This window comes from Streptomyces sp. Tek67B01 (genome assembly GCF_055231995.1).
Window position 1 is genome coordinate 1,700,184 of the sequence record NZ_JBUYUY010000001.1, and the last position, 25,787, is coordinate 1,725,970.

Here is a 25,787-nt window from a genome sequence, read left to right on the forward strand (position 1 = left end):
CCCCGGCTCCGCCCGGGGACCGGCGAAAGGGCGGGGAGGGGCCGGCGCCGCGCAGCGACCCTCCCGCCCCCGGCCGATAGGGCCTAGCGCTGCGTGCGGGTGTGGACGTAGTCCACGAGACGGGTCAGCGCGTCGGGGTCCGTGGTGGGGAGCACGCCGTGGCCGAGGTTGAAGACGTGGCCCTCCAGGCCGGCGGCGGCCGCGAGGACCTCGTCCGCCTTGGCCTCGACGGCCTCCGGGGTCGAGAACAGCACGGCGGGGTCCAGGTTGCCCTGGAGCGCCTTGCCGGGGCCGACCCGCTTGACGGCTTCGTCCAGCGAGACCCGGTAGTCGACGCCCATGACGTCCGCGCCGGCCTCGCCCATCAGGCCGAGCAGCTCGCCGGTGCCCACGCCGAAGTGGATGCGCGGGACTCCGTACGACTCGACGGCGGAGAACACCTTCGCCGACGCGGGCATCACCGAGCGCCGGTAGTCCGCCGGGGCCAGAGCGCCGACCCAGGAGTCGAACAGCTGCACCGCGGAGACGCCGGCCTCGATCTGCACCTTGAGGAACGCGGCGGTGATCTCCGCCAGGCGGTCCAGCAGGTCGGCCCACAGCTGCGGGTCCCCGTACATCAGGGCCTTGGTGTGTTCGTGGTTCTTCGACGGGCCGCCCTCGACGAGGTAGCTCGCGAGGGTGAAAGGCGCGCCGGCGAAGCCGATCAACGGCGTGGGGCCCAGTTCACCCGTGAGCATGCCGATCGCCTCGGTGACGTAGGAGACGTCCTCCGGGGTGAGGTCGCGCAGCTGTGCGAGGTCCTCGCGGCGGCGGATCGGCTGGGCCACGACCGGGCCGATGCCCGGCTTGATGTCCAGGTCCACGCCGATGGCCTTGAGCGGCACCACGATGTCGGAGAAGAAGATCGCGGCGTCCACGTTGTGGCGTCGCACCGGCTGCAGCGTGATCTCGGTGACCAGGTCGGGGCGCATGCAGGACTCCAGCATGGCCGTGCCCTCGCGCACCTTGCGGTACTCGGGAAGTGAGCGCCCGGCCTGCCGCATGAACCACACCGGGGTGTGCGGCACCGGCTCTCGCCTGCACGCCTTCAGGAAGGCGGAATCGTACGTCTGACTCGGCTGGCCCGTCGGGCGGTCAATGGCGCTCACGCGCCAAATCTTCGCACGTATGAAGAAGTGCGCGGCCCGGTGCGGGTGTCCCTGCGCCGTACGGGCTCCCGTTCCGCCTAGTCTTCCCCGCATGGCTGCGGCTCAGGGACGATTTTCAGATGGCGCTGACAGTACGGACAGCGCGAAGGAGAGCTCCGTCCCGCTCCCGTTCCGGCGGGCGGTCGACGGCTTGAAGAAGGCGCGGCTGCGCACGGACATCGAGATCGAGCCGACGAAGCCGCCCCAGAGACTGGCCCCGCACGCCTACGCGCTGGAGGCGGCGGTCGTCGACGGCGAGGACGACCTGGCCGACGGCCGACTGATCCTGCTCCACGATCCGGCCGGCCACGACGCCTGGCAGGGCACCTTCCGGCTGGTGACGCTCGTACGGGCGGAGCTGGAGCCGGAAATGGCCGGGGACCCGTTGCTGCCGGAGGTCTCCTGGTCCTGGCTGACGGGCGCGTTGGACGCGCGCGGGCTGACCTACGGGGAGGCGAGCGGCACCGTGACCATGGCGAGCTCGCACTACTTCGGCGGTCTCTCGGAGCGCAGGCCGGCGACCCAGATCGAGATCAGGGCCTCCTGGACGCCGCGCGAGGGGGTGGGCGGCGTGCCGGACACCGCGGCGCACCTGTCGGCCTGGTGCGAGCTGCTGTGCCAGGTCGCGGGCCTGCCGCCGGTGGGTCCGACGGACTCCGGCACGGGCGTGGTCTCCCTGCCACAGCGACGCGGCCCGCACCACCCGTAGCGGAGGGGCCGTACGGCCCACGGGGCGCCCGACGGCACGTGCGGCGACGCGACCGCCGGGCCGGGTCGACGCCGCGGACGGTCAGAACAGGACGCCCGTTGCGGCCTTCTGATCATCGCTTGATCGATCAAGCGTCCGAATTGCCCGAATTGTTACTCACCAAATCGTGATCATTCCCTAAAGCCGGGCGGGTGACGTGCCGAAGGAGTCAGTGACCATCAGCACGGTGCGCACCGGCTTTCCTTCCCCGAGCCGGACGCCCCGCCACTCCCCCAGGAGGCCTAGGTGTCCGTTCTTCTCGAGCAGCCCGCAAGCCTGGTCGCCTACCGCCCGAACAAGCCGACGGCCATGGTCGTCGTGGCCGACCCGCGCGTCCGTTCCACCGTGACCCGCCATCTGTGGGCCCTCGGAGTACGTGATGTGATCGAGGCGTCGTCCATCGCGGAGGCCCGCCCCCGCGTCGGCAGCCCGCGCGACATCTGCGTGGCCGACGTACACCTGCCCGACGGTTCCGGTCTCACCCTGCTCTCCGAGACCCGCGCCGCCGGCTGGCCGAACGGCCTGGCCCTGTCCGCCGCCGACGACATCGGCGCGGTACGCAACGCCCTCGCGGGCGGAGTCAAGGGCTACGTCGTGACCGGAACCCGGACCAACATCGGGCTCCCCACCCGTCCCGGCGCCGCCCCCATCGGCGCCGCGGCCGCCCGTATGCACCGCCGCCCCCCGGGTGCCCCGAGCCACCCGGGCGGCTACCGCGAGCTCTCCGGCCGCGAGGTCGAGGTCCTGCGCCTCGTCGCGGAGGGCCAGTCCAACAAGGCCATCGGCGTATCGATGGGCCTGTCCGCCCTGACCGTCAAGTCCCACCTCGCCCGGATCGCCCGCAAGCTGGGCACCGGCGACCGGGCCGGAATGGTCGCCGTCGCACTGCGGACCGGGATCATCCACTGACCCCGCCCGGAGGCTCCTGGGCAACGTCCCGGGCAACCCCCGGGAAACGTCCGCACCGCATCCCCGCTCCACCCCCGCGCCCGTCGACGGAACGTTCCGGCGACGGGCGCGTCACATCCACGGATACCCTTGAGCGGTGACCGACGCCCAAGAGACCGCAGCAGACCTGCGCACCACCACCGGGGGCGGCCCCCCGGACGACGTCGACAAGGCGCCGATTCCCTTGCTCGAACCCCGCGAGGGCATCCCGCCGGTGGTCGCCGACGAGGACGCCCTGGCCCGGGTGGTCGCGGCCTTCGCCGCCGGCACCGGACCCGTCGCCGTCGACGCCGAACGCGCCTCCGGGTACCGCTACGGCCAGCGCGCGTACCTCGTGCAGCTGCGCCGCGAAGGCGCCGGATCGGCGCTGATCGACCCGGTCGGGTGCCCCGACCTGTCCACGCTGGGCGACGCCCTGACCGGTACGGAGTGGATCCTCCACGCCGCCACCCAGGACCTGCCGTGCCTGCGTGAAATAGGCATGACCCCCACCTCCCTGTTCGACACCGAGCTGGCGGGCCGCTTGGCCGGCTTCCCGCGGGTCGGACTCGGCGCGATGGTCGAGGGCGTGCTGGGTTACGTGCTGGAGAAGGGCCACTCCGCCGTCGACTGGTCCACCCGCCCGCTTCCCGAGCCGTGGCTGCGTTACGCCGCGCTCGACGTGGAGCTGCTGGTGGACCTGCGGGACGCGCTGGAGAAGGAGCTGGACCGGCAGGGCAAGCTGGAATGGGCGCACCAGGAGTTCGAGGCCATCGCCTCCGCGCCGCCCGCCCCGCCGCGCAAGGACCCGTGGCGCCGTACGTCCGGCATGCACAAGGTGCGCCGGCGCCGGCAGATGGCCGTCGTACGCGAGCTGTGGGAGTCGCGCGACCGGATCGCCCAGCGTCGTGACGTCTCGCCGGGCAAGGTGCTCGGGGACGCCGCGATCGTCGAGGCGGCCCTGGCCCTTCCGGCGAACGCCACCGCGCTGTCCGCGCTGCCCGGCTTCGGGCAGCGGATGGGGCGCCGGCAGTTGGAGCAGTGGATGGCCGCCGTGGACCGGGCGCGGGCGCTGCCCGAGAGCGAGCTGCCGCAGCCGGGGGCGACGCCGGCCGGCCCGCCGCCGCCGCGCGCCTGGGCGGACAAGGACCCGGCCGCGGCGGCGCGGCTGTCGGCGGCCCGGGCCGCCGTCTCCGCGCTGGCGGAGGGGCTGAACATGCCGCAGGAGAACCTGATCGCCCCGGACACGGTCCGCCGGCTGTGCTGGGAGCCGCCGCAGCGGCGGGAGCCGGAGGCGGTGGCCGAGGCCCTCGCCGGCTACGGCGCCCGCCCGTGGCAGATCGAGCAGGTCACCCCGTCCCTGGTCGAGGCCTTGGCGGCGACCGCCTGACCCGTACGGATGTCCCGAGAGCCCCCGGCCGCCCGGCCGGGGGCTCTCGGCGTTCCCGCGGCGCCGGCACTACACGGGCAGCGGCGAGTGGTTGTCGGCGTTGTCCACGTAGTAGCTGCCGCTCGACAGCCCGAACACGGCGGTGTTCTTGAGCCACTGCTTCGACATGAGGTGCAGCATCTTGCGCCGGCCCTCCCACACCATCTGGTGGCTGGCGCAGGACACCTTGAACATCAGCTTCTTTTCGCCCGCGATGGCCTTGTAGAGCTCGACGACCGACAGGCCGGCGGTGGTCACCGTCTTGTCGAGCTCCCCGTACACGAGGAGCACGGGGACGGCGCCGCCGAGCACCCCGTGCAGGGGCGCGGTCTGCTTGTTCCAGCCCCACCAGAAGGTCTGGCGCTGGCGGCTCACCCCTTCCGGCTGACCGTTGGGCAGCACCTTCCCCCAGGTGCGGCCCTTGTCGTCGCTGGCCATCATCTCCGCCCAGACGCGGTCGAGGATGTCCGGCGCCTGCTGGTCGGTGCAGTCGGGGTCGGTCTCGTTGGCCCAGGCCTGCTGCACCCCGGACTTGAGACCGAGGTTCATCGGGTACGGGGGGTTGGACAGGGGCAGCGGGAACGGCGCGCCGAACTCCGTGTTCGGGGCGCTGGCCTGGCCGTCGGGCTTGAAGACCGGCGCCTGGAACATCAGGCTCCGGACGTTGCCCGGGTACTTGATGGCGTACGGCCCCAGCGCGTAGGCCGCGGCGGAGTTGCCGATCAGGTCCACCTTTTTCACGCCGTGGAGGTCCTTGATGTACTCGACGACCGTGTGCACCTCGTCCCAGTCGCTCTGTGAGTTGTTCAGCTGGTGCGGGTAGGACGGGGCACAGTCGCTGGTCAGAGGCAGGTTGGGGGTCAGTACCCGGCCGTGTTGGGCCGGGTTGGCATTGCACGGCATGTCCATCTCGGGGCGGGGTGAGCGCCCCATGCCCTGGAGGTCCATGACGAACACGTCGTAGTGGTCCTTCGCCAGTTCCCGGGCCCAGCTGTAGTCGCCGGTACCGATGTCGTAGATCGCCAGGGCGGGCACGGTCCTGCCGTGCAGCATCAGGACGGCCCGCCGCTTGGCGGGCGGGGTATTGGGCTGCGTCCCGTCGTATTCGCGCACGAAGAGGTTCACCAGGTCCCCCGCGTTGGCGGGGACGGTCGACTTGTGCTGGACGGCGTGGTCGGTGGGCGTGAGGGTCATGGGGTCGTCCGTCCTCCGGGGGATCCGGAGGCCCGTGCCCCCGGCGGGGCCAGCATCCGCTCGGCCCCGGTCGGCGGCCCGGCGCCGGGCCGCCGGAGCCCCGGATCCGACCCCATCGGGGCCTGCCGTCGCTCCGATCGGCCGCCGCCCGGGTGTGACCTTCGCCGCTGTTCGGGGAGGGGGTGTGCACGCCGGTTACCGGCAAGTAGCATGGCCGGGTGAGCGGGCGCTCAGCAAGTCGTGCCGAGCCGCCCCCGCGCAGCAGTGCCACCCCGCACCTGGAGGAGAGCCAACGTGCCTCGTACCGTCAGGGACGTCGTCTTCGTCGACGGCGTCCGCACCCCGTTCGGCAAGGCGGGCCCGAAGGGCATCTACCACGAGACCCGCGCCGACGACCTCGTCGTGAAGGCGATCCGGGAGCTGCTGCGCCGCAACCCGGACCTGGACCCCAAGAAGATCGACGAGGTCGCCATCGCCGCGACCACGCAGATCGGCGACCAGGGCCTGACGCTGGGCCGCACGGCCGGCATCCTCGCGGGCCTTCCGCAGTCGGTCCCGGGTTACTCGATCGACCGCATGTGCGCCGGCGCGCTGACCGCCGTGACCGCCGTCGCGGGCGGTGTCGCCTTCGGCGCCTACGACGTCGCCCTCGCCGGCGGTGTCGAGCACATGGGCCGCCACCCCATGGGTGAGGGCGTCGACCCGAACCCGCGCTTCGTCTCCGAGAAGCTGGTCGACGAGTCCGCCCTGTTCATGGGCATGACCGCCGAGAACCTGCACGACCGGTACCCGACGATCACCAAGCTCCGCGCCGACGAGTACGCCGTGCGCTCGCAGGAGAAGGCCGCGAAGGCCTACGCCGACGGCAAGATCCAGCAGGACCTGGTCCCGATCTCGGTGCGCAACACCAACGAGGCGGCGGGCGAGACGGGCTGGGGCCTGGTCACCTCCGACGAGCCGATGCGCCCGGGCACCACGCTGGAGAACCTGGCGAACCTCAAGACCCCGTTCCGTACGCACGGCCGGGTCACCGCGGGCAACGCCGCCGGTCTCAACGACGGCGCCACCGCCGCGATCATCGCGTCCGAGGACTTCGCCCGGGAGAACAACCTCCCGGTCAAGATGCGCCTGGTCGCGTACTCCTTCGCGGGCGTGGAGCCGGAGGTCATGGGCTACGGCCCGATCCCGGCCACCGAGAAGGCCCTCGCGCAGGCCGGCCTGACCATCGACGACATCGGTCTCTTCGAGATCAACGAGGCGTTCGCGGTCCAGGTCCTCGCGTTCCTGGAGCACTACGGCATCGCCGACGACGACGCCCGCGTGAACCAGTACGGTGGCGCGATCGCGTTCGGCCACCCGCTCGCCTCCTCGGGCGTGCGCCTGATGACGCAGCTGGCCCGCCAGTTCGAGGAGCAGCCGCACGTCCGCTACGGCCTGACCACCATGTGCGTCGGCTTCGGCATGGGCGCCACGGTCATCTGGGAGAACCCGAACTTCAACGCCGAGGGAGACTCCAAGTGAGCACCACCGCTGAGCTCCTGAAGGGCGCGGCCGAGCTGTTCCCGGACGAGGTCGTGACCCAGGCGCACGTGCGCCACCTGGACCTGCCGTTCGGCGCCGGGCGCTTCGCGCTCGTCACGCTGGACAACGGTTTCGACCACACCAAGCCGACCACCTTCGGCCCGCAGTCCCTCGCCAACCTGAACGCGGCGATCGACCAGGTCGAGCAGGAGGCCACGGCCGGCTCCATCGTCGGCGCGGGCATCACCGGCAAGCCGTTCATCTTCGCGGTCGGCGCCGACCTCAAGGGCGTCGAGCTGCTCAAGAACCACGACGAGGCGCTCGCCATCGGCAAGGGCGGCCACGACGTCTTCAAGAGGCTGTCGGGCCTGGCCGTCCCCACCTTCGCGTACTACAACGGCGCGGCGATGGGCGGCGGTGTCGAGGTCGGTCTGCACTGCACCTACCGCACCGTCTCGAAGGCCATCCCGGCCTTCTCCCTCCCCGAGGTCTTCCTCGGCCTGGTGCCCGGCTGGGGCGGCTGCGCCCTGCTGCCGAACCTGATCGGCCCGGAGCGCGCGGTCTCGGTGATCATCGAGAACTCGCTGAACCAGAACCGGCAGCTGAAGGGCAAGCAGGTCTTCGAACTCGGCATCGCGGACGCGTTGTTCGAGGGCGCCGACTTCCTGGAGCAGTCGCTGCTGTGGACGGCTCGCGTGCTGAACGGCGAGACCGAGGTAGTCCGCGCCGAGATCGACCGCGGTGACGCCTGGGACGCGGCCGTCGCCAAGGGCCGCTTCATCGCGGACTCCAAGGTGCACGGCGCCGCCCCGGCCGCCTACCGCGCGCTGGAGATCATCGCGGCGGCCAAGGACGGCGACCTCCAGGCCGGCTTCGACGCCGAAGACTCGGCGCTGGCCGACCTCATCATGGGCGGCGAGCTGCGCTCGGGCATCTACGCCTTCAACCTGGTGCAGAAGCGCGCCAAGCGCCCGGCCGGCGCGCCGGACAAGTCGCTGGCCCGTCCGGTCACCAAGGTCGGCGTCGTCGGCGCGGGCCTGATGGCCTCGCAGCTGGCGCTGCTGTTCCTGCGCCGCCTGGAGGTGCCGGTGGTCCTCACCGACATCGACCAGGAGCGCGTGGACAAGGGCGTGGGCTACGTCCACGCCGAGATCCAGAAGCTGCTCGGCAAGGGCCGCATCAACCAGGACAAGGCCAACCGCCTGACCGCCCTGGTGAGCGGTGTCCTGGACAAGGCCGAGGGCTTCGCGGACGCGGACTTCATCATCGAGGCCGTGTTCGAGGAGATGTCCGTCAAGCAGAAGGTGTTCGCGGAGGTCGAGGCGGTCGCCCCGGCGCACGCGATCCTCGCCACCAACACCTCCTCGCTGTCGGTGTCGGAGATGGCCTCCAAGCTCCGGCACCCGGAGCGCGTGGTCGGCTTCCACTTCTTCAACCCGGTCGCGATCCTCCCGCTGCTGGAGATCGTCCGCGGTGAGCAGACCGACGACGCCTCGCTGGCCACGGCCTTCGGTGTCGCCAAGAAGCTGAAGAAGACCGCGGTCCTCACCAAGGACGCCCCGGCGTTCGTCGTGAACCGCATCCTGACCCGCTTCATGGGCGAGATCCAGAACGTCATCGACGAGGGCACCCCGGTGGTCACCGCCGAGAAGGCGATCGAGCCGCTCGGGCTGCCGATGTCGCCGTTGGTGCTGCTGGAGCTCGTCGGCCCGGCGATCGGTCTGCACGTCTCCGAGACCCTGAACCGCGCCTTCCCGGAGCGCTTCACCGTCTCCCCGAACCTCAAGCGGGTCGTCGAGGCCGGCAAGCGCGGCTTCTACGTCTACGATTCCGGCAAGCCGGAGCTGGACCCCGAGGTCGCCGCCCTCCTCGTGCAGGGCGACTCCGTCCTGACCGAGGAGCAGGTGCGCGACCGCGTCCTGGACGCGGTCGCGCAGGAGATCGGCCTGATGCTGGAGGAGGGTGTCGTGGCCGAGGCCCAGGACATCGACCTCTGCCTCATCACGGGCGCCGGCTGGCCCTTCCACCTGGGCGGCATCACGCCGTACCTGGACCGCGAGGGTGTCTCCGAGCGCGTGAACGGCAAGAAGTTCCTCGCTCCCGGCCTGGCGAGCGTCCCGGCCTGAACCGGGTCCGCACCGGCCGCACCCGGTTCCACACCGGCCCGAGTGCCCGGAGCACCCCCACCGCGCGAGCGGTCCGGACGCCCGTCCCCCTCACCAGGGGGGCGGGCGTCCGCCGTTTCGCGGAACTCTTGGCTCCGGGCGTACGGGGGCGGCTGCGGGGCCCGTCGAGGGGGCCGGCAGAATACCGGGCATGGCGGACGACAAGAGATCTTTCAGCCGCCGGAACCTGCTCTTCGCGGGCGGCGCCGTAGCCGCCGGCATCACCACGAGCGGCCTCGTATGGGCGCTCGGGTCCGATACCGAGGAAGTACCGCCGGACAACTCCCCTCCGCGCGTCGGTGAGTTCGATATGCGGACAGGTGCGGAACTGTTGGCGCCCACGCCGCTTTTCAACACGACGGGTCCGCAATCGTTCGCGTTCGACGACGCGAACGGGCTGCTCTACACCCTCCAGGGCGTTCAGGGTGATATCCGGCTCGATGGCGAGGACGAGCCCGTCAGTTCCGGCGACCGCAAGAGCGCGGGCGATATGTGCCTGACGCGGTTGAGCAGTTCCGGGATACCGCTCGGGCACATGTATCTGCGCGGCTTCGGGCACGGCATTTCCTTCGGCGTGGAACCGGCCGGCACCACCACGTACATATGGGTGGAGGGCAAGCCCGACCCGGCGACCGGTTACGGACGCTCGGTGGCGCGCGTGCGCTTCAAGGACGGGGCGACGGTCGACGGCTCGGACAAGGCCGTGACCCACTACGAGCCGGTCCCCGGCGCCACCGAGGTCTCGCCCGCGCTGGACCTGGCGGGCGGCCGGGTGCTGGTCAGTCACACCGAGGACGGGGAGCACCGGTTCGCGGTGTACGGGACGGCGGACTTCCTCGCCGGTCACTTCGACGCCGCGCACCTGATGAGCGCCGGGGTGCAGGTCAAGGAGGAGGAGTGGTTCCAGGGCTGCGCGCTGCACGGTGACTTCGTGTACGTGCTGACCGGGCATCCCTATACCGGAAAGAACGGGGACAATCCCCCCAAGTCCGGGGGAAATACATATGTCTCCGCGATTGACATCCGCACCGGTCGGGCGCAGGGCCGTCACCGGGTGACCGTGGCGCCGAATCTCCCCTATCGGGAGCCCGAGGGAATGGCCGTCAGCATGGCGGGGTCACGCCCGGGTTTGTGTGTGGGATTTTCCATAAAAGCCGGGGATCGGCGCGAGCTGACGGTCTATCGCTTCACCCTGTGAGCGGTTCGCTGACCTCGGATGACCTATGCGCGGGGGCATCGCCACGGCTCCCACGAACGTTGGCCTGCGGTTCACCGGACGTTCTTAAGCCATCCATTTGGCTGCTTATACTACTCCGACGCGCTGACACAATCCTTACAACACTCCTTGGGAGCGACTCCCCCGATGGGCTCCAAACGACTGCACGCCGCGATGGGCGTTCTGATCACCTCTGGGCTCATCCTCAGCTTCCTCGGCATGATGGTCGCCGTCGCGCTGGCCTCCGTGCCGATGTTCACCTACTGCGTGGCCATCAGCTATGTGGCGGACCTGATGCTGCACAACACGGAGTCGACGACGCTGGAGCGGCTGCGCGACTCGCGCTTCGGCCTGACAATGCGCTTCCTCATCCGGCAGTTCCTGCTGCTGGGGTTGTGCGGAGCCGTCGCCGACATCGCCTCCTTCGTGTCGCAGATGACCACCATCGGGCTGCTCCTGCTGTTCATCCTCCAGCTCGCCTACGGGGCGCTCCTCAAGCACGTGCGCAAGCAGCGCAACGAGTTGCCGTTCACCACGCGCGGGCTCGACACGGAGACCGCGCTCGGCATCCGGCGCATGCCGCACCCCTTCCTCGTGAACAAGCACGTCCGCAAGACACTGCACCTGGACATACCCCTCGTGGGCGGCGCCCTGGCGACCATCGCCACCGACGACTGGCGTTTCGTCACCTACGGAATGATCACCACGGTCTTCGTCGCCTACCTCTCCCTGCTCGTGCTGCTGCCCGACGCGCGCAACGCGCTCAAGCTGCCGACCGTCGACGAGGCCATCGACGAGCTGAACAACCAGCTGGCGCACTACCGCCCGCAGGTGGCGCTCTACTTCACCTTCGCCGCCATCTCCAAAGACTTCATGTACCAGGTCAACATGTGGCTGGAGTCCCTGGAGTCCCTGGAACTGCGGCCCATCATCGTGCTGCGCGAACGGGCCACCCTGCGCTACCTCGACGCGACGTCCGTTCCCGTCATCTGCGTCCCCAAGGCCGACAACCTCGCGCGGATCGAGATGAACGAACTGCGCGTCGCCCTCTACCCCGGCAACGCGGGCAAGAACGTGCACATGCTCCAGCGCGCCGAGGTCAAGCACGTCTTCATCGGTCACGGCGACAGTGACAAGCTCGCCAGCAGCAACCGCGTCAGCAAGGTGTTCGACGAGATCTGGGTGGCCGGACGCGCCGGTCGCGACCGCTACGAGCGCATCAAGCACGCCGTCACGCACAACCAGATCGTCGAGGTCGGCCGGCCCCAGCTGATGTCCCTCCAGCGCTGGACCGGCAAGGTCGCGGGCCCGGTCCCGACCGTCATCTACGCCCCCACCTGGGAGGGTTGGACCGACGACGCCTGCTATACCTCCGTCATCCCGGCCGGCGAGAAGCTGATCCAGGCCCTGCTCGACCACGAGCAGGCCATCCGCATCATCTACAAGCCGCACCCGCTCACCGGTTCGCGTTCCGCCGAGGCCGCGGCCGCGCACCGGCGGATCATCGCCCTGCTCGAAGAGGACAACGCCCGACGCTTCGGCCGCAACGTCACCGACTCCAAGGCCGCCGCCAAGAAGCTGGCCCGGATCGACAAGCGGATCGCCGACCTGTCCGAGCGCGGCGTCCGCTCCAAGTACCCCGACCTCACCGAAGAGGAACGTACCGCCCGCATCCGGCGCAGCCGCAACCAGGCGGGGAAGCTGTACTGGAGTGCGATGCCCGACGCCGCGCACCACGTGGTGATCGAGCGCATCCCGGCCCTGTACGACTGCTTCAACCAGTCCGACCTGCTCATCGGCGACATGTCGAGCGTCGTGTCCGACTTCATCGCGACCCTCAAGCCGTACGCGATCTTCAACCTGGACGGCCTGCCCGACCAGGAGTTCCGCAACGAGCAGCGCACCGCCTACGCCTCCTACCTGCTGGACTCCGACTGCACGGGTCTGTCGGAGGCCATCGAGGCGATGCTGAAGCCCCGTGAGGACTTCATGGCCCCCTACCGGGAGCAACTGAAGCAGTACCTCCTCGGCGAGGAGTACCCGCCCTCGGTCGTCCGGTTCAACGCCGCCGCCAACAACCTCTACCGGCGCGGACTCCTCGACTTCCCCATCGAGGAACCGGAAGCGAGCTACCACCCCGCATAACGGGCGTCCCCGTTCGCGGCCTACCGCTCCACAGCCATGACTGCCCTCAGCCCAGGAAGAAGGCGACGTGTCGTCCAGACCCAACCCCCGCCGCACCATCGCCGTCGTCCTCGCCGGGGGCACGGGCCAGCGCATCGGTCTCGAAATACCCAAGCAGCTGCTCAAGATCGCCGGTAAGCCGATCCTGGAGCACACGCTGCACGTCTTCGAGAGCGCGGCGGACGTCGACGAGGTCATCCTGCTCATGACGCCCGACTACGTCGACGACGCCCGGCGCATCGTCGAGCGCGCGGGTCTGGCCAAGGTCACCCGCGTGCTGGCGGGCGGTTCGACCCGCAGCGAGACCACCCGGATCGCCATCCGCGCGGCCTCCGAGGGGCTCGGCGCGGGCGACGACGTCAACCTCCTGTTCCACGACGCGGTACGTCCCCTGCTGTCGCAGCGCGTGGTCCGGGAGTGTGTGGAGTCCCTGGAGCGCTACCAGGCCGTCGACGTCGCGATCCCCTCCTCGGACACCGTCATCGTCACCCGCACCCACGGGGACGACGGCGAGTTCATCACCGAGGTGCCCGACCGCTCCCGGCTGCGCCGCGGCCAGACCCCCCAGGGGTTCCGGCTCTCCACCATTCGCGCCGCCTACGAGCGGGCCGCCGCGGACCCGTCCTTCCAGGCCACCGACGACTGCTCGGTGGTCGTCAAGTACCTGCCCGACGTACCGGTCCACGTGGTCACGGGCGACGAGTACAACATGAAGGTAACCCAGCCGGTCGACGTCTTCATCGCCGACAAGCTGTTCCAACTCGCCTCCCACGCCGCGCCCGCGCAGGCCGGCGACGACGCCTACCGCTCGCAGCTGTCCGGCAAGACCATGGTCGTCTTCGGCGGCTCGTACGGGATCGGCGCCGACATCGCGCGCATCGCGGAGGGCTTCGGCGCCCGCGTCTTCGCGCTGGGCCGCTCCACCACCGGCACGCACGTGGAGAACCCCGACCACGTCGAGGAGGCACTGGCCGGGGCGTACGCCGAGACCGGACGCATCGACTTCGTCGTGAACACGGCGGGCGTGCTGCGGGTCGGCCGGCTCGACGAGGCGGACAACGACACGATCCGCGAGGCGCTGGAGGTCAACTACCTGGCGCCGGTGAACATCGCGCGCACCTCCTACAAGTACCTCTGCGAGACCGAGGGCCAGCTGCTGCTGTTCACCTCCAGCAGCTACACCCGCGGCCGCGCCAAGTACAGCCTGTACTCCTCCACGAAGGCCGCCATGGTCAACCTGACCCAGGCGCTCGCCGACGAGTGGGCCGAAAACGGCATCCGGGTCAACTGCGTGAACCCGGAGCGCACCGCCACCCCGATGCGGACCAAGGCGTTCGGGCAGGAGCCCTCGGACTCCCTGCTGACCTCCGAGGCGGTGGCGCTGTCCTCCCTCGACGTCCTGCTGTCGGAGATGACCGGCCACGTCATCGACGTGCGCAAGCAGGACCCGACCAACGCGGCGCAGCGCTCCGCGGTCGAGGCGGCGCTGGAGTCCGTGCTGATCCAGACCACGGAGGACGGGGGAGTCTAGCCGTGAGCTACGTACCCGAGCCGCGGCTCGCCCGGCCGCGGCGGCTGTTCGTCGCCGGCGACTCGCAGGCGGTCAGCCGGCCCTACAGCTACCTGCCCATGGCAGGCTGGACGCAGGCGCTGCCGCTGTTCCTCACCGACGCCCTGGAGGTCGTCAACTGCTCGCGCGCGCGGGCGAGTTCGAAGAGCTTCCGGGAGCGGGGCCGGCTCCAGTGGATCCTGGACCAGCTGGAGCCCGGCGACTACTTCCTGTTCGGCTTCGGCCAGATCGACGTGAAGCCCGACCCGGGACTGCACACCAAGCCCTTCTCCACCTTCCAGGAGCAGTTGGCCGCGTACGTGCACGGCGCGCGCGAGCGGCAGGCGCACCCCGTGGTGCTGCTGCCGTACGAGCGGCGGCGCATCGACGCGCACGGCAACATCGCCCGTTTCCTGGGCGACTACCCGCTCGCGGCCCGGCAACTGGCCGAGGACGAGCACGTCCCCTACCTCGACCTGTACGGGCAGAGCCTGCAGTGGTGGGAGGAGCTCGGGCCGGAGGCGTCCAAGCCCGTCTTCACCTACCTGCGGCCGGGCGAACCGCTGCTGGAGAACGTCCACGACGGGGACAACGTGCACCTGCGCGCCGAGGGCGCCATCGAATGCGCCCGCTTCGTGGCCCGCAGCCTCGCCGAGCAGGGCGTCATCCCGTCCCCCTGGGTCCGTGGCCTCGACCGCCGCCGGTTCTCCTACGAGGAGCTGGGCTGGCTGGACGAGGAGACCTTCAAGCACCGCACCGCGTCCCGGGTGTCCGGGCCCGTGGCCGCCAAGGAGTCCCGCGCGTGAACCTGCTCCGCCGAGGCCGGGCCACCGGCGACGACCCGTCGTCGGGCGCCGTCTACGCGGCCCTGTACAGCTCCGCCGACCCCCGGACCGGCGCCGCGCCCGGGGAGACGGTCCAGTTCGCGTTGTCGGTCGCGGCCGACCCCGGCGCCGGTCGGGGCTGCGCGTACCTGCTGGAGGAGCCCCTGAGCGGGGCCGGCGAGATCGTCGGCGTACAGGGGCTGGAGTACTTCCCGCGCCAGCGCTGGTTCCGGGTGCGCACCGACGCGGGCGGGACCACCACGGGCGCGCTGCACCTGCGGGTGGGTGAGCCGGCCCGGCCGCGCAGCATCCGGGCCCAGATCGTCGTCGCCATCCCCGACGCCTCGGGCCGCAAACTCATCCGTACGGGCCGGCTCGGCGCGGAGCCGCTGCCGCTGCGCCCCGCCGCCGCGCGGGGCCTGCGGATCGCGACGGCGGCAGGCGGCCCCGGCACGGTGAACCTGCTGTCGGGGGCGCCCGCGGGCAGCACCGCCGTATCGGTGTCGCAGCCGCGCCAGGGCGAGGCCGAGCTGTCGTACGACGGCTGGGTCACCTACACGCCCGCCGCAGGCGCCACGGGCTACGACCGTTTCACCTACACGGTGGCGAGTCCGGCCGGGGTGGAGCTCACCTCGCACGTGAACGTGTTCGTGGGCACGCCGGACTCCCCCGGCGTCTTCCCCGAGCGGCCGGCCGACAGCGCCCGGCACCCCTGGCAGTGGCCCGAACTCACCGGCGAGATGCCCTGGCCCCACCGTTCCCGGCAGAACTGAACGAGGATCACGAGATCATGAACACAGCCGTCGGGGGCGTCACCGACATCAAGGACGTCACGGTCGCGCTCCGCGTCCGTGACCAGGCCGCCGCGCTCGACGCCTGCCTGTCCTCGCTCTTCGCGCAGTCGATCGGCCCGGATCGGCTGGAGATCATCGCCGTCGACGACGGTTCCACGGACGACAGCGGCTCCGTACTGGCCCGCGCCGTACACCAGTACCCCGCGGTGCTGCGCATGGGGCAGGTCGCGCGCGGGATGACCCCGGCATCCGCCCGCAACTGGGCGCTGAGCCAGGTCCGCGGCCGGTACGTCATCTTCCTGGAAGCCACCGACCGGCTGGCGCCGGACGCCCTGGAGCGGATGGTGGCGGCGGCCGACACGCACGAGGCCGACGTGGTGCTCGGCAAGCCCGAGGGCCCGGGCGGGCACCCGGAGGCCGCCTCCCTGTACCGCAAGAACCAGCCCTACACCGACCTGGATTCCACGAAGGCCTACTGGTCGCTGACCCCCGACAAGCTGTTCCGCACGACGCTGCTCCAGCGCCGCGGCCTGGCGTTCCCGACGGACATGGCCATCGGCGACGAGCAGGCCTTCACCGCCGCCGCGTTCATCGGCGCGGACAACGTCTCCGTCGTCGCCGACGCGGTCTGCGTCGTCAAGGGCGCCGCCGCCCCGGCCCCGTACGCCACCTTGGCGGACCGGGTCGCGCTGGCCTCCCGGATGCTGGCACAGGTGTCCTCACTGCTGCCCGAAGGGCCGCGCCGCGACCGGCTGCACGCGCGGCACCTGGAGGTGGAGCTCGGCGAGGCCACCGCGGCCGCGCTGCTGACGGCCACCGACCCCGCCGAACGCGAGCAGGCGTTGTGGGCCGCCGCGGAGGTGCTTCGTACGCAGGTGACGCCCGGGGCGCTCGCGCTGCTGCCGCGCATGGTGGCCGCGCGTTTCGCGCTGCTGGCCGGGCACCGCTTCGCCGAGGCGCAGGCGATGGCGGACTTCGAGGCGGACAAGGACCGGCCGGCCGTGCGCAAGACGGTGGAGAACGGACGTGTGTTCACGACGCTGCCGTTCTTCCGCGACCCGCAGGTGGGCCTGCCGGACGACCTGTTCGACATCACCGACGAGATGACCGTCAGCCACCAGTTGCAAAAGCTCCGCTGGGACGGCCCCATGCTGTTGCTGGACGGCTATGCCTTCTTCGAGCAACTGTCGACGAAGGAGCGGGCCACCCGGGTGGTACTGCGGGAGCGGACGAGCGGGGCCAGGGAGACCTACACGGTGACCGCCCGTCGGGACGACGCGCTGACCAACGCCAAGGGCCGGCCCCGGGCCATGGGCCGTTTCTCCGCGCGGGTCAACCTGGCGCAGACCGCGAACGGTTGGCCGCTGGCGCCGGGCATCTGGGACCTGTACCTCGCGGTGAGCTTCGAGGGCGTCACCCGGGAGGTCCGGCTCGGCCCGCGGCGTGGCCCCGAGGTCGACGTGACGGCCCGCGTTCCGGTGCGGATCGCGCCCTCGCCCGGTGTCCACGGCATGGAGCTGGTCGCCACCCCGTACTACACGCAATCCGGGGGCCTGAGCCTGGAGATCGCCGAGCGGACCCCGCTGCCGGCCCGGTGAGCCGGTTCCCGCGACCGCTCAGCCGACGGTCTCCCAGGGACCGAAGGCGAGGCCCTGCTCGGCGGTGTCCTGGCGGGCGACGGTCAGGGCGCCGTCGCGGTCGAGGGCGGCGACGACGAGCCGGCCGGTCGCGTCCACCGCGACCTGGGGGGCGCGGGCGCCCCGGGCGCCGAGGGGGACCCACCAGGTGCCGTAGCCCTCGTTCTCGGTGACGTAGGCGGTGACTTCGATGTCCCCGTCCGCGCCGACCTGGGCGAGCACCGTGCAGTCGTAGCCGCCTATGTCGGCACGGGTGACGCCCGGCGCGCCATGGCCGCCCTGGCCGCCCAGGCCCATCAGGCCGCCCTGCGTACCCGGTCCGGCCGGGCGCCAGGCGACCAACGAGCCGTCTCCCGGATAGCGCCAGAAGTACGTGAGGCGGCGCGGGCCCGTCTCGCACACCGCGGGGGTGTCGGGCACGACCGGCGTGGGGATGCGGTCGGTGAGGACGAACCGGCCGCCGCTGACGCCGGTCCAGCGGTCGGTGCGCCCCGGCGCGAGGGCGAGCAGTTCCAGCGGCCCGCCGGCGGGCATCAGCGGCGTCACCGCGCCCTCGTAGGGCTCCTCGGCCAGTTGCTTCCAGCCGCCCCACTTGCCCTCGGCGTTGCGGCTGCGACGCAGGATGCCGCCGTACCGCAGGGAGACGATGACGTGGGTCGCGCCCGAGCGCTGGTTGACGGCGATGCGGGGCGGGCCGGCCAGGCCGTCGCCGGTGGGGCCGCCCGGGACCGCGGGGGTGCCGAGGCTGTGCCAGTCGATCAGGCCGCGGCCGGGCTGGAACTGGGTGGAGACCACGATTTCGGGTCTGCCCGAGCCGTCGGGGGCGGCGGTCAGGGCCACGAAGTGCACGTAGCCCTCGGCGCTGCGGGCCATCGCCACCGGCCCGGTCCAGCCCGGTACTTCGAGGAGCTCGGGGCCGATCCAGCCGGCGTACGGAGCGGCGGCCTCGGTCCAGCGCAGGAGGCCTCGCGGGCCGGACGCGTAGGCCGTCAGGCGGCCGTCACCGCCCCGGAAGAGCCAGTTCCCGGCCGGGGGCGAGGTCTTGGGGGCGCCGGTCGCGGCGCCGGAGGCTTGGTGGGCACCACGGGCCGAAGTGGCGGCCCGGCTACCGCCTCTGCCTCGGATCACGCCGCTCTCCACTCATCCGCCGAGTACGTCCGCCCGAACGGGCGGGGCTGTTCACCCGAAAGAACCAGCCACTCGAAAGTGTGTCTTATGATGCACCCCTTCGATAATAGAAGGGCTCTGCCTCCATGACCGACCGGCCCTCGGCCCCTTCCCCCGCCTCCCGGCGCCGGCCGCGACGCGGCAGACGCGTCCTGTGGATCGTACTGGCGACCCTGGCGGCTCTCGTCCTCGCGGCGGGCGGCGTCGGCTGGTGGGCCTACAGCCACCTGAACGGCAACATCGACAGTGTCGACCTGGACCGGGCGATCGGCGACAACCGCCCGGCCAAGGTGGTCGAGAACGCCCAGAACGTCCTGGTCCTGGGCTCCGATTCACGGGCCGGCGCCAACGGGGAGCTCGACCACGGCGACGTCAGCGGAGCCCGTTCCGACACCGCGATGCTGGTCCACATACCCGAGGGCCGGTCCAAGGCCACCGCGGTCAGCATCCCGCGCGACACCCTGGTCAGCCGGCCCGAGTGCAAGGACAAGGACGGCGCCACCGTGCCGCCCGCGAACCGGGTCATGTTCAACTCCGTCTACTCGGTGGCCGGTCCGGCCTGCGTGGTCAAGACCGTGGAGCAGCTCTCCGGCATCCGCGTGGACCACTTCGTCGAGGTGGACTTCGCCGGCTTCAAGGAACTGGTCGACGCCCTCGGCGGGGTCACCGTCACCCTGGACAAGCCGATGAGCGGAGCCAAGGGCGGCCTCAAGCTGGACGCGGGCACGCACCGGCTGAACGGCACCGACTCGCTGAAGTTCGTCCGTACCCGCTACGGCTACGGTGACGGCAGCGACCTCGGACGCATAGGCCTCCAGCAGAAGTTCATGCTGGCCATGCTGGCCGAGATCAAGAAGCAGGACGCCCTGGGCAACCCGGCACGGCTCTACAAGCTCGCCGACGCCGGCACCAAGTCGCTCACCACCGACTCCCAGCTCGCCTCGCTCACCGCGCTCGCCGACTTCGCGCAGAGCATGAAGGGCGTCGATCCGGAGACGATGGAAACCATCATGATGCCGGTGGCCTACGACAAGGTCGACCCCAACCGGGTCGTCGTCGCCCAGCCGCAGGCCGGCCGACTGTGGGACGCCCTGCGCGCGGACCAGAAGGTCCCCGCCTCGGCGAAGGACTCCCCCGCCAAGGGCTGACACCGGACGGCCGGCGCGCTTCGGTCACTGGAACTCCGGTCATTGGAACTCCGGAACCTAGAACTCCGCCTCCTGGCCCGCCCGGGCGAGGCGGCTGTTGCGCCGGCTGTACAGGAAGTAGACGACGAGGCCGATGACCATCCAGATGCCGAACCGCAGCCAGGTCTCGGCGGGCAGGTTGAGCATCAGCCACAGCGACGCCGCGATCGACAGGATGGGCACCACCGGCACCCACGGAGTGCGGAAGGCCCGGTGCAGGTCCGGACGGGTGCGGCGAAGGACGATCACGCCGAGGGCCACCACCACGAAGGCGAACAGCGTGCCGATGTTGACCAGTTCCGCGAGCTTCTCCAGGCTCGTGAAGCCCGCGATGACGGCGATGACCACGCCGAGCGTGACGGTCGCCCGGTAGGGCGTGCGGTACTTCGGGTGGGTGACGGAGAAGAAGCGCGGCAGCAGCCCGTCACGGCTCATCGCGAAGAACACGCGGGTCTGGCCCAGCAGCAGGATCATGCACACCGTGATCAGGCCGACGGACGCCCCCAGGCTGATGGCGCCCGAGAAGAAGGGCTGGTTCACGGATTTGAAGGCTTCGGCGAGCGGGGCGGTGGCCGACATCTGCGTGTACTTCTCCATGCCGGTGACCACCAGCGTCACGGCGACGTAGAGCACCGTGCAGATGATCAGCGAACCGATGATGCCGCGCGGCATGTCCCGCTGGGGGTTCTTGGTCTCCTCCGCCGCGGTGGCCACGACGTCGAAGCCGATGAAGGCGAAGAAGACGAGGGAGGCCGCGGTGAAGATGCCCATCACACCGAAGTTGGTGGGGGCGTAGCCGAAGAGCAGCTGTACCAGGGGCGCCTTCCAACCGCTGCCCGGGGGCTGTGCCTGGGCCGGAGGGATGAACGGCTTGTAGTTGTCCGCCTTGATGAAGAACAGGCCGGCGATGATGACCAGCAGCACCACCGTCACCTTGATGGCGACGACGATCGCGGTGATCCGGGCCGACAGCTTCGTCCCCACGACGAGGATCGCGGTCAGTACCAGGACCAGCAGGAAGGCCAGCAGGTCGAAGGTGCCTCCCCCGTCGGGCCCCGACAGCGCGGCGGGCAAGTCCCAGCCGAGGTTGGTGCTCAGGAGGTGCCGCACGTACCCGGACCAACCGACCGCCACGACGGCGGTGCCGAGCGCGAACTCGAGTACGAGGTCCCAGCCGATGATCCAGGCGGGCAGCTCGCCGATCGAGGCGTAGGAGAAGGTGTACGCCGAACCGGCCACCGGCACGGTGGAGGCGAACTCGGCGTAGCACAGCGCCGCGAGGGCGCAGACGATGCCCGCCGCGACGAAGGCCAGCGCGGTGGCGGGTCCCGCGTTGTTGCGCGCCGCGATGCCGGTGAGGACGAAGATCCCGGTACCGATGATGACGCCCACCCCGAAGACCGTCAGGTCCCAGGCGGAGAGCGACTTGCGGAGCGCGTGTTCCGGCTCTTCCGTGTCACGGATGGACTGCTCCACCGTCTTGGTCCGGAAGGGGCTTTTCAGATTCCTGCTCACCGACGCACCTCCGGCTGGTGACGAGGCACACGAGAACGGGCCGGGAGGCCCACCCCCTCAAGGGTGATCTCCCGGCCCGTCGCGTGCAACCGCGCGTGGCCCGTTCGGTCAGTCGACGGTGGCGGCCGGCTCGCTGTCGTAGCGGCCGTCCAGCTTGGCGACCAGGCCCGTGACCTGCCGGGCGATGTCGGGCGCGGTGAGCCCGATCTCGGCGAGGATCTCCTTGCGCAGCGCGTGGTCCAAGAAGCGCTGCGGGATGCCGAAGTCGCGCAGCGGTACGTCGACACCCGCGTCGCGCAGGGCCTGCGACACGGCGGCGCCCACACCGCCGGTGCGGCCGTTGTCCTCGACGGTGACGACCACGCGGTGCCGCTCGGCGAGCGGGGCCAGCGCCTCGTCGACGGGCTTGACCCAGCGCGGGTCGACCACGGTGGTGGAGATGCCCTGCTTGTCGAGCAGGTCGGCGACTTCCAGGCACATGGGGGCGAGCGCGCCCACCGAGACGAGCAGGACGTCCGGCCGGGTGACCTCCGGGTCCGGGGCGCGCAGCAGGTCCATGCCGCCGATCCGGCCCACTGCCGGGACGGCCGGGCCGACGACGCCCTTGGAGAAGCGCACGACGGTCGGGGCGTCCTCGACCGCGACGGCCTCGCGGAGCTGGGCGCGCAGTTGCTCGGCGTCGCGCGGGGCGGCCAGGCGCAGGCCCGGGACGACCTGGAGGATGGACATGTCCCACATGCCGTTGTGGGAGGCGCCGTCGTCGCCGGTGACGCCCGCCCGGTCCAGGACGAAGGTGACCCCGCACTTGTGCAGGGCCACGTCCATCAGGACCTGGTCGAAGGCACGGTTGAGGAAGGTCGCGTAGACCGCGAAGACCGGGTGGACTCCGCCGGTGGCGAGGCCGGCGGCCGAGGTGGCGCCGTGCTGCTCGGCGATGCCGACGTCGAAGATGCGGTCCGGGAAGGCCTCGGCGAACTTGTTGAGGCCGACCGGGTGGAGCATGGCCGCGGTGATGGCGACGATGTCCTCCCGTTCGCGGCCGAGCTTGACCATCTCGTCGGCGAAGACGGAGGTCCAGCTGGCGGCGGCGGTCTTCACCGGCAGGCCGGTGTCCGGGTGGATGACCCCGACCGCGTGGAAGCGGTCCGCCTCGTGTTCCAGGGCGGGCGTGTAGCCCCGGCCCTTCTGGGTGAGGCAGTGCACGATGACCGGGCCGCTGAAGCGCTTGGCGCGCTGGAGCGCCGACTCCAGGGCCTCGATGTCGTGGCCGTCGATGGGGCCGATGTACTTCAGACCCAGGTCCTCGAACATGCCCTGCGGGGCGATGAAGTCCTTCAGGCCCTTCTTGGCGCCGTGCAGGGTCTCGAAGAGCGGCTTGCCGACGACCGGGGTACGTTCCAGGAGTTCCTTGCCGCGGGCGAGGAAGCGCTCGTAGCCGTCCGTGGTGCGCAGCGTGGCCAGGTGGTTGGCCAGGCCGCCGATGGTGGGCCCGTAGGAGCGCTCGTTGTCGTTGACGACGATGACGAGCGGGCGGTCCTTGGCGGCGGCGATGTTGTTGAGCGCCTCCCAGGCCATGCCACCGGTCAGCGCGCCGTCACCGATGACGGCGGCGACGTGGTGGTCCTCGCGGCGGAGCACCTCGTTGGCCTTGGCCAGGCCGTCGGCCCAGCCCAGCACCGTGGAGGCGTGGGAGTTCTCGATCACGTCGTGGTCGGACTCGGCGCGCGAGGGGTAGCCGGACAGCCCACCCTTGGAGCGCAGGTTCCCGAAGTCCTGGCGGCCCGTGAGCAGTTTGTGGACGTACGCCTGATGGCCCGTGTCGAAGAGGACCTTGTCCTTGGGCGAGTCGAAGACCCGGTGCAGGGCGATCGTCAGTTCGACCACGCCGAGGTTGGGGCCGAGGTGCCCGCCGGTCTTGGAGACGGCGTCGACGAGGAAGGACCTGATCTCGGCGGCGAGCTGAGTGAGCTCCTCCTGACTGAGCCGGTCCAGATCGCGCGGTCCCTTGATGCGGGTCAGCAGCACCCGTGCCTCCTTGCAGTTGCTTGCTGGTCTGTCGAGTCTAATGTTCCGCTCGCGACGAGCATCATCGGGCGGTACCGGGACGGTCACGCCTTTGACATACCTGTACACGTCCTTGCGAAGTCACACATCCCAAACGGGCCCATACCCGCACAGGCGTACGCACACATGTACGCACACGTGCCCGGTGCCACACGAAGTGGCACCGGGCACTGTGACCGTTCTTACCGCCGGGTCACGCCCGGCGACCGCGCCGTCAGGCGCGTCCGGCCGTCTTCTGGGTCTTGCGGGTGACCGAGTCGATGACCACGGTCGCCAGCAGGACCGCGCCGGTGATCATGTACTGGATCGGCGTCGCGATGCCTTCCAGGGCCAGACCGTACTGGATCGAGGTGATGACCATGACGCCGAGGAGGGCGTTCCAGGTGCGACCCCGGCCGCCGAAGAGGCTGGTGCCGCCGATGACGGCCGCCGCGATCACGTTCATCAGCAGGTCGCCGGCGCCGGCGCTCTGGTTGGCCGCCGCGATCTTGGACGCCCAGAAGAGTCCGCCGATGGCGGCGAAGGTGCCCGCGATGGAGAAGACCGCGATGCGGATGCCCGTGACGTTGATGCCGGCTCGCCGGGAGGCCTCGACGCTGCCGCCGAGCGCGAAGATGTTGCGGCCGAAGGAGGTACGGCGCAGGACGAAGTCCGTACCGACCAGCACGAGCAGGAAGAGCACCACCGCGAGCGGGAGGCCCTTGTACTGGTTGAACACCACGGCCGGGCCGAAGGTGAACACGGCGAGCACGGCCGTGCGCAGCACGATCTCGCCGAGCGGCCGCGAGGGGACGCCCGCGGCCTGCCGGCGACGGTTGTCGAAGAAGGAGGCCAGGAAGTAGGCCGCCACGGCGATCGCCGCCAGGCCGTAGGCAGCGGCCACGTCCGTGAAGTAGTACGTGGTGAGCTGCCCGACGACGCCGTCGGGGTCGAGGTTGATCGTGCCGTTGCTGCCGAGGATCTGCAGCATCGCGCCGGACCAGAACAGCAGGCCCGACAGGGTGACGGCGAAGGCCGGGGCGCCGATCCGGGCGAAGAAGAACCCGTGGATGGCGCCGATCAGCGCGCCGCCCGCGACGGCGACCAGGATCGCGAGCCACTCGTTCACGCCGTGCGTGACGGCGAGGACGGCGACGATCGCGCCCGAGACACCGCTGACCGAGCCGACCGAGAGGTCGATCTCGCCGAGGAGCAGCACGAAGATGATGCCGACGGCCATCATGCCGGTGGCGACCATCGTGATGGCGATGTTGGTGAGGTTCTCCGGGGAGAGGAAGTTCGCGTTCAACCCCTGGAAGATGCCCCAGATGATGATCAGGCCGAGGACGACCGGGATGGACCCGAGGTCGCCGGCCTTCATCTTGCGGCCGAACTCGCTGAGGTAGCCGGACAGGCCCTGCTCGCGGACGAGCAGGCGCGGGTCCACGGCCGGGATGGCGTCCGCCGCGGCGGCCGGGTTGACCGGATCGACGTGCTGTGCCTGGTCGGCGGGACCCTTGTCCAGCGGACCGGCGGGAGGATTCTGGGTGCTCACTTGCGGGCCTCCCCGGTGCGGGCCGCCCGGCGGGTCACGGCATTGTCCGTGGCCCCGGTGATGGCGGAGATGATCTCTTCCTGCGAGGTGTCGGCGACGCTGAAGACGCCGTTGTTGCGGCCCAGCCGCAGGACCGCCACCTTGTCGGCGACGGCCTTCACATCGGCCATGTTGTGGCTGATGAGGATGACGGCGTGACCGCGCTCGCGCAGCCGCTCCACCAGGTCGAGGACCTGGGCGGTCTGCTCGACGCCGAGGGCCGCCGTGGGCTCGTCGAGGATGACGAGCTTGGGCTCGCCGAGCATCGAACGGGCGATCGCCACGGTCTGGCGCTGACCGCCGGACAGCGAGGCGATGGGAATCCGGACGCTGGGTATCCGGATGGACAGGGTGGTCAGGAGCTCGCGGGCGCGACGCTCCATCTCCACCTCGTCGAGGACGCCGCGGCGCTTGAGCTCGCGGCCGAGGAAGAGGTTGCCGACGACGTCGATGTTGTCGCACAGCGCGAGGTCCTGGTAGACCGTCGCGATGCCCAGGTTCTGGGCGTCGTGGGGCTTGCCGATGGAGACCGGGCGGCCCTCCCACTCGATGACTCCGTCATCGATCGGGTGCACGCCGGCGATCGTCTTGACCAGCGTGGACTTGCCGGCGCCGTTGTCACCGACGAGGGCGACCACCTCACCGGAGTGGATCTCGAGTTCTACGTCGGTCAAGGCCTGAACGGCGCCGAACCGCTTCGAGACCCCTCGCAACGCCAGCACGGGCGCAGCGGACACATGAACCATCTCCTTCGCCGCCTGACCGGCGGGGATGTCGTGCAAAAGAGCAGGAACGCGAATGGGGCTGGGAAATTCAGAGGAAACGTTTCTGTACCGGCGCCCCGCGGATGGCGGGGAAAGGGGGCGGGGCGCCGGACAGGTGTGGGGTCGTCCCGATCGGGGCGAC

19 protein-coding genes are annotated in these 25,787 nt (G+C 70.6%); 12 read left to right on the top strand and 7 right to left on the bottom strand.

What is annotated here, in order from left to right; genetic code table 11:
* Positions 1–83: 83 nt before the first annotated feature.
* Positions 84–1,148: a uroporphyrinogen decarboxylase gene (hemE, locus tag ACV7NM_RS07820; protein WP_463409598.1), complete on the bottom strand. Its 1,065-nt coding sequence runs from the start codon at positions 1,146–1,148 to the stop codon at positions 84–86.
* A 91-nt stretch (positions 1,149–1,239) separates the two neighbouring features.
* On the opposite strand from hemE, the gene ACV7NM_RS07825 reads away from it, so the two are divergent.
* From ACV7NM_RS07825 to ACV7NM_RS07835, 3 genes are all read left to right on the top strand, one after another.
* Positions 1,240–1,896, top strand: a complete 657-nt coding sequence (locus tag ACV7NM_RS07825; RefSeq protein ID WP_463409599.1) for a DUF3000 domain-containing protein — start codon at positions 1,240–1,242, stop codon at positions 1,894–1,896.
* A 285-nt stretch (positions 1,897–2,181) separates the two neighbouring features.
* A complete protein-coding gene (locus ACV7NM_RS07830; protein ID WP_007267191.1) occupies positions 2,182–2,844 on the top strand; it encodes a helix-turn-helix transcriptional regulator in 663 nt (220 codons plus the stop codon).
* 136 nt (positions 2,845–2,980) lie between these two features.
* Positions 2,981–4,252, top strand: coding sequence for an HRDC domain-containing protein (locus ACV7NM_RS07835; RefSeq protein WP_463409600.1), 1,272 nt, complete (start codon positions 2,981–2,983; stop codon positions 4,250–4,252).
* 69 nt (positions 4,253–4,321) lie between these two features.
* On the opposite strand, the gene ACV7NM_RS07840 is transcribed toward ACV7NM_RS07835, so the two are convergent.
* Positions 4,322–5,485, bottom strand: a complete 1,164-nt coding sequence (locus ACV7NM_RS07840; RefSeq protein WP_463409601.1) for an alpha/beta fold hydrolase — start codon at positions 5,483–5,485, stop codon at positions 4,322–4,324.
* Between the two features lie 294 nt (positions 5,486–5,779).
* Here ACV7NM_RS07840 and ACV7NM_RS07845 point away from each other — a divergent pair, with 294 nt between their 5' ends.
* The 8 genes from ACV7NM_RS07845 to ACV7NM_RS07880 all read left to right on the top strand — a co-directional run bounded on the left by ACV7NM_RS07845 (position 5,780) and on the right by ACV7NM_RS07880 (position 17,336).
* The gene (locus ACV7NM_RS07845; protein ID WP_463409602.1) at positions 5,780–7,006 is read left to right on the top strand and encodes a thiolase family protein; all 1,227 of its coding nucleotides are present in this window, start codon (positions 5,780–5,782) and stop codon (positions 7,004–7,006) included.
* On the top strand, positions 7,003–9,132 hold the full coding sequence (locus tag ACV7NM_RS07850) for a 3-hydroxyacyl-CoA dehydrogenase NAD-binding domain-containing protein (protein WP_463409603.1): 2,130 nt from the start codon (positions 7,003–7,005) through the stop codon (positions 9,130–9,132). Before ACV7NM_RS07845 ends, ACV7NM_RS07850 begins: the two co-directional genes overlap by 4 nt.
* Positions 9,133–9,322: 190 nt before the next feature.
* Entirely contained in the window at positions 9,323–10,369 is a 1,047-nt protein-coding gene (locus tag ACV7NM_RS07855; RefSeq protein ID WP_463409604.1) for a phage baseplate protein, read from the top strand.
* A gap of 165 nt (positions 10,370–10,534) precedes the next feature.
* Positions 10,535–12,532, top strand: a complete 1,998-nt coding sequence (locus ACV7NM_RS07860) for a hypothetical protein (protein ID WP_463409605.1) — start codon at positions 10,535–10,537, stop codon at positions 12,530–12,532.
* 67 nt (positions 12,533–12,599) lie between these two features.
* Entirely contained in the window at positions 12,600–14,102 is a 1,503-nt protein-coding gene (locus tag ACV7NM_RS07865; RefSeq protein WP_463409606.1) for a D-ribitol-5-phosphate cytidylyltransferase, read from the top strand.
* A gap of 2 nt (positions 14,103–14,104) precedes the next feature.
* Positions 14,105–14,926: a rhamnogalacturonan acetylesterase gene (locus ACV7NM_RS07870; protein WP_463409607.1), complete on the top strand. Its 822-nt coding sequence runs from the start codon at positions 14,105–14,107 to the stop codon at positions 14,924–14,926.
* Positions 14,923–15,717 (top strand): Ig-like domain-containing protein, encoded by a 795-nt coding sequence (locus ACV7NM_RS07875; protein ID WP_463409608.1) that lies wholly within the window; start codon positions 14,923–14,925, stop codon positions 15,715–15,717. The genes ACV7NM_RS07870 and ACV7NM_RS07875 overlap by 4 nt, the downstream gene beginning before the upstream one ends.
* 17 nt (positions 15,718–15,734) lie before the next feature.
* Positions 15,735–17,336, top strand: coding sequence for a glycosyltransferase family 2 protein (locus ACV7NM_RS07880; protein WP_463409609.1), 1,602 nt, complete (start codon positions 15,735–15,737; stop codon positions 17,334–17,336).
* A gap of 18 nt (positions 17,337–17,354) precedes the next feature.
* Here the strand turns inward: ACV7NM_RS07880 and ACV7NM_RS07885 are convergent, their stop codons facing one another.
* The gene (locus tag ACV7NM_RS07885; RefSeq protein WP_463409610.1) at positions 17,355–18,503 is read right to left on the bottom strand and encodes a PLL family lectin; all 1,149 of its coding nucleotides are present in this window, start codon (positions 18,501–18,503) and stop codon (positions 17,355–17,357) included.
* Between the two features lie 125 nt (positions 18,504–18,628).
* Here ACV7NM_RS07885 and ACV7NM_RS07890 point away from each other — a divergent pair, with 125 nt between their 5' ends.
* Positions 18,629–19,690, top strand: a complete 1,062-nt coding sequence (locus ACV7NM_RS07890) for an LCP family protein (protein ID WP_463409611.1) — start codon at positions 18,629–18,631, stop codon at positions 19,688–19,690.
* 57 nt (positions 19,691–19,747) lie between these two features.
* Here ACV7NM_RS07890 and ACV7NM_RS07895 read toward each other — a convergent pair whose 3' ends face one another.
* From ACV7NM_RS07895 to ACV7NM_RS07910, 4 genes are all read right to left on the bottom strand, one after another.
* Positions 19,748–21,244, bottom strand: a complete 1,497-nt coding sequence (locus ACV7NM_RS07895; protein WP_463409612.1) for an amino acid permease — start codon at positions 21,242–21,244, stop codon at positions 19,748–19,750.
* A gap of 108 nt (positions 21,245–21,352) precedes the next feature.
* Positions 21,353–23,269: a 1-deoxy-D-xylulose-5-phosphate synthase gene (dxs, locus tag ACV7NM_RS07900; RefSeq protein ID WP_463409613.1), complete on the bottom strand. Its 1,917-nt coding sequence runs from the start codon at positions 23,267–23,269 to the stop codon at positions 21,353–21,355.
* Positions 23,270–23,522: 253 nt separating this feature from the next.
* On the bottom strand, positions 23,523–24,812 hold the full coding sequence (locus ACV7NM_RS07905; RefSeq protein ID WP_463413869.1) for a sugar ABC transporter permease: 1,290 nt from the start codon (positions 24,810–24,812) through the stop codon (positions 23,523–23,525).
* A gap of 26 nt (positions 24,813–24,838) precedes the next feature.
* Complete coding sequence (locus tag ACV7NM_RS07910; protein ID WP_463409614.1) at positions 24,839–25,627, bottom strand: ATP-binding cassette domain-containing protein; 789 nt, start codon at positions 25,625–25,627, stop codon at positions 24,839–24,841.
* Positions 25,628–25,787 lie beyond the last annotated feature (160 nt).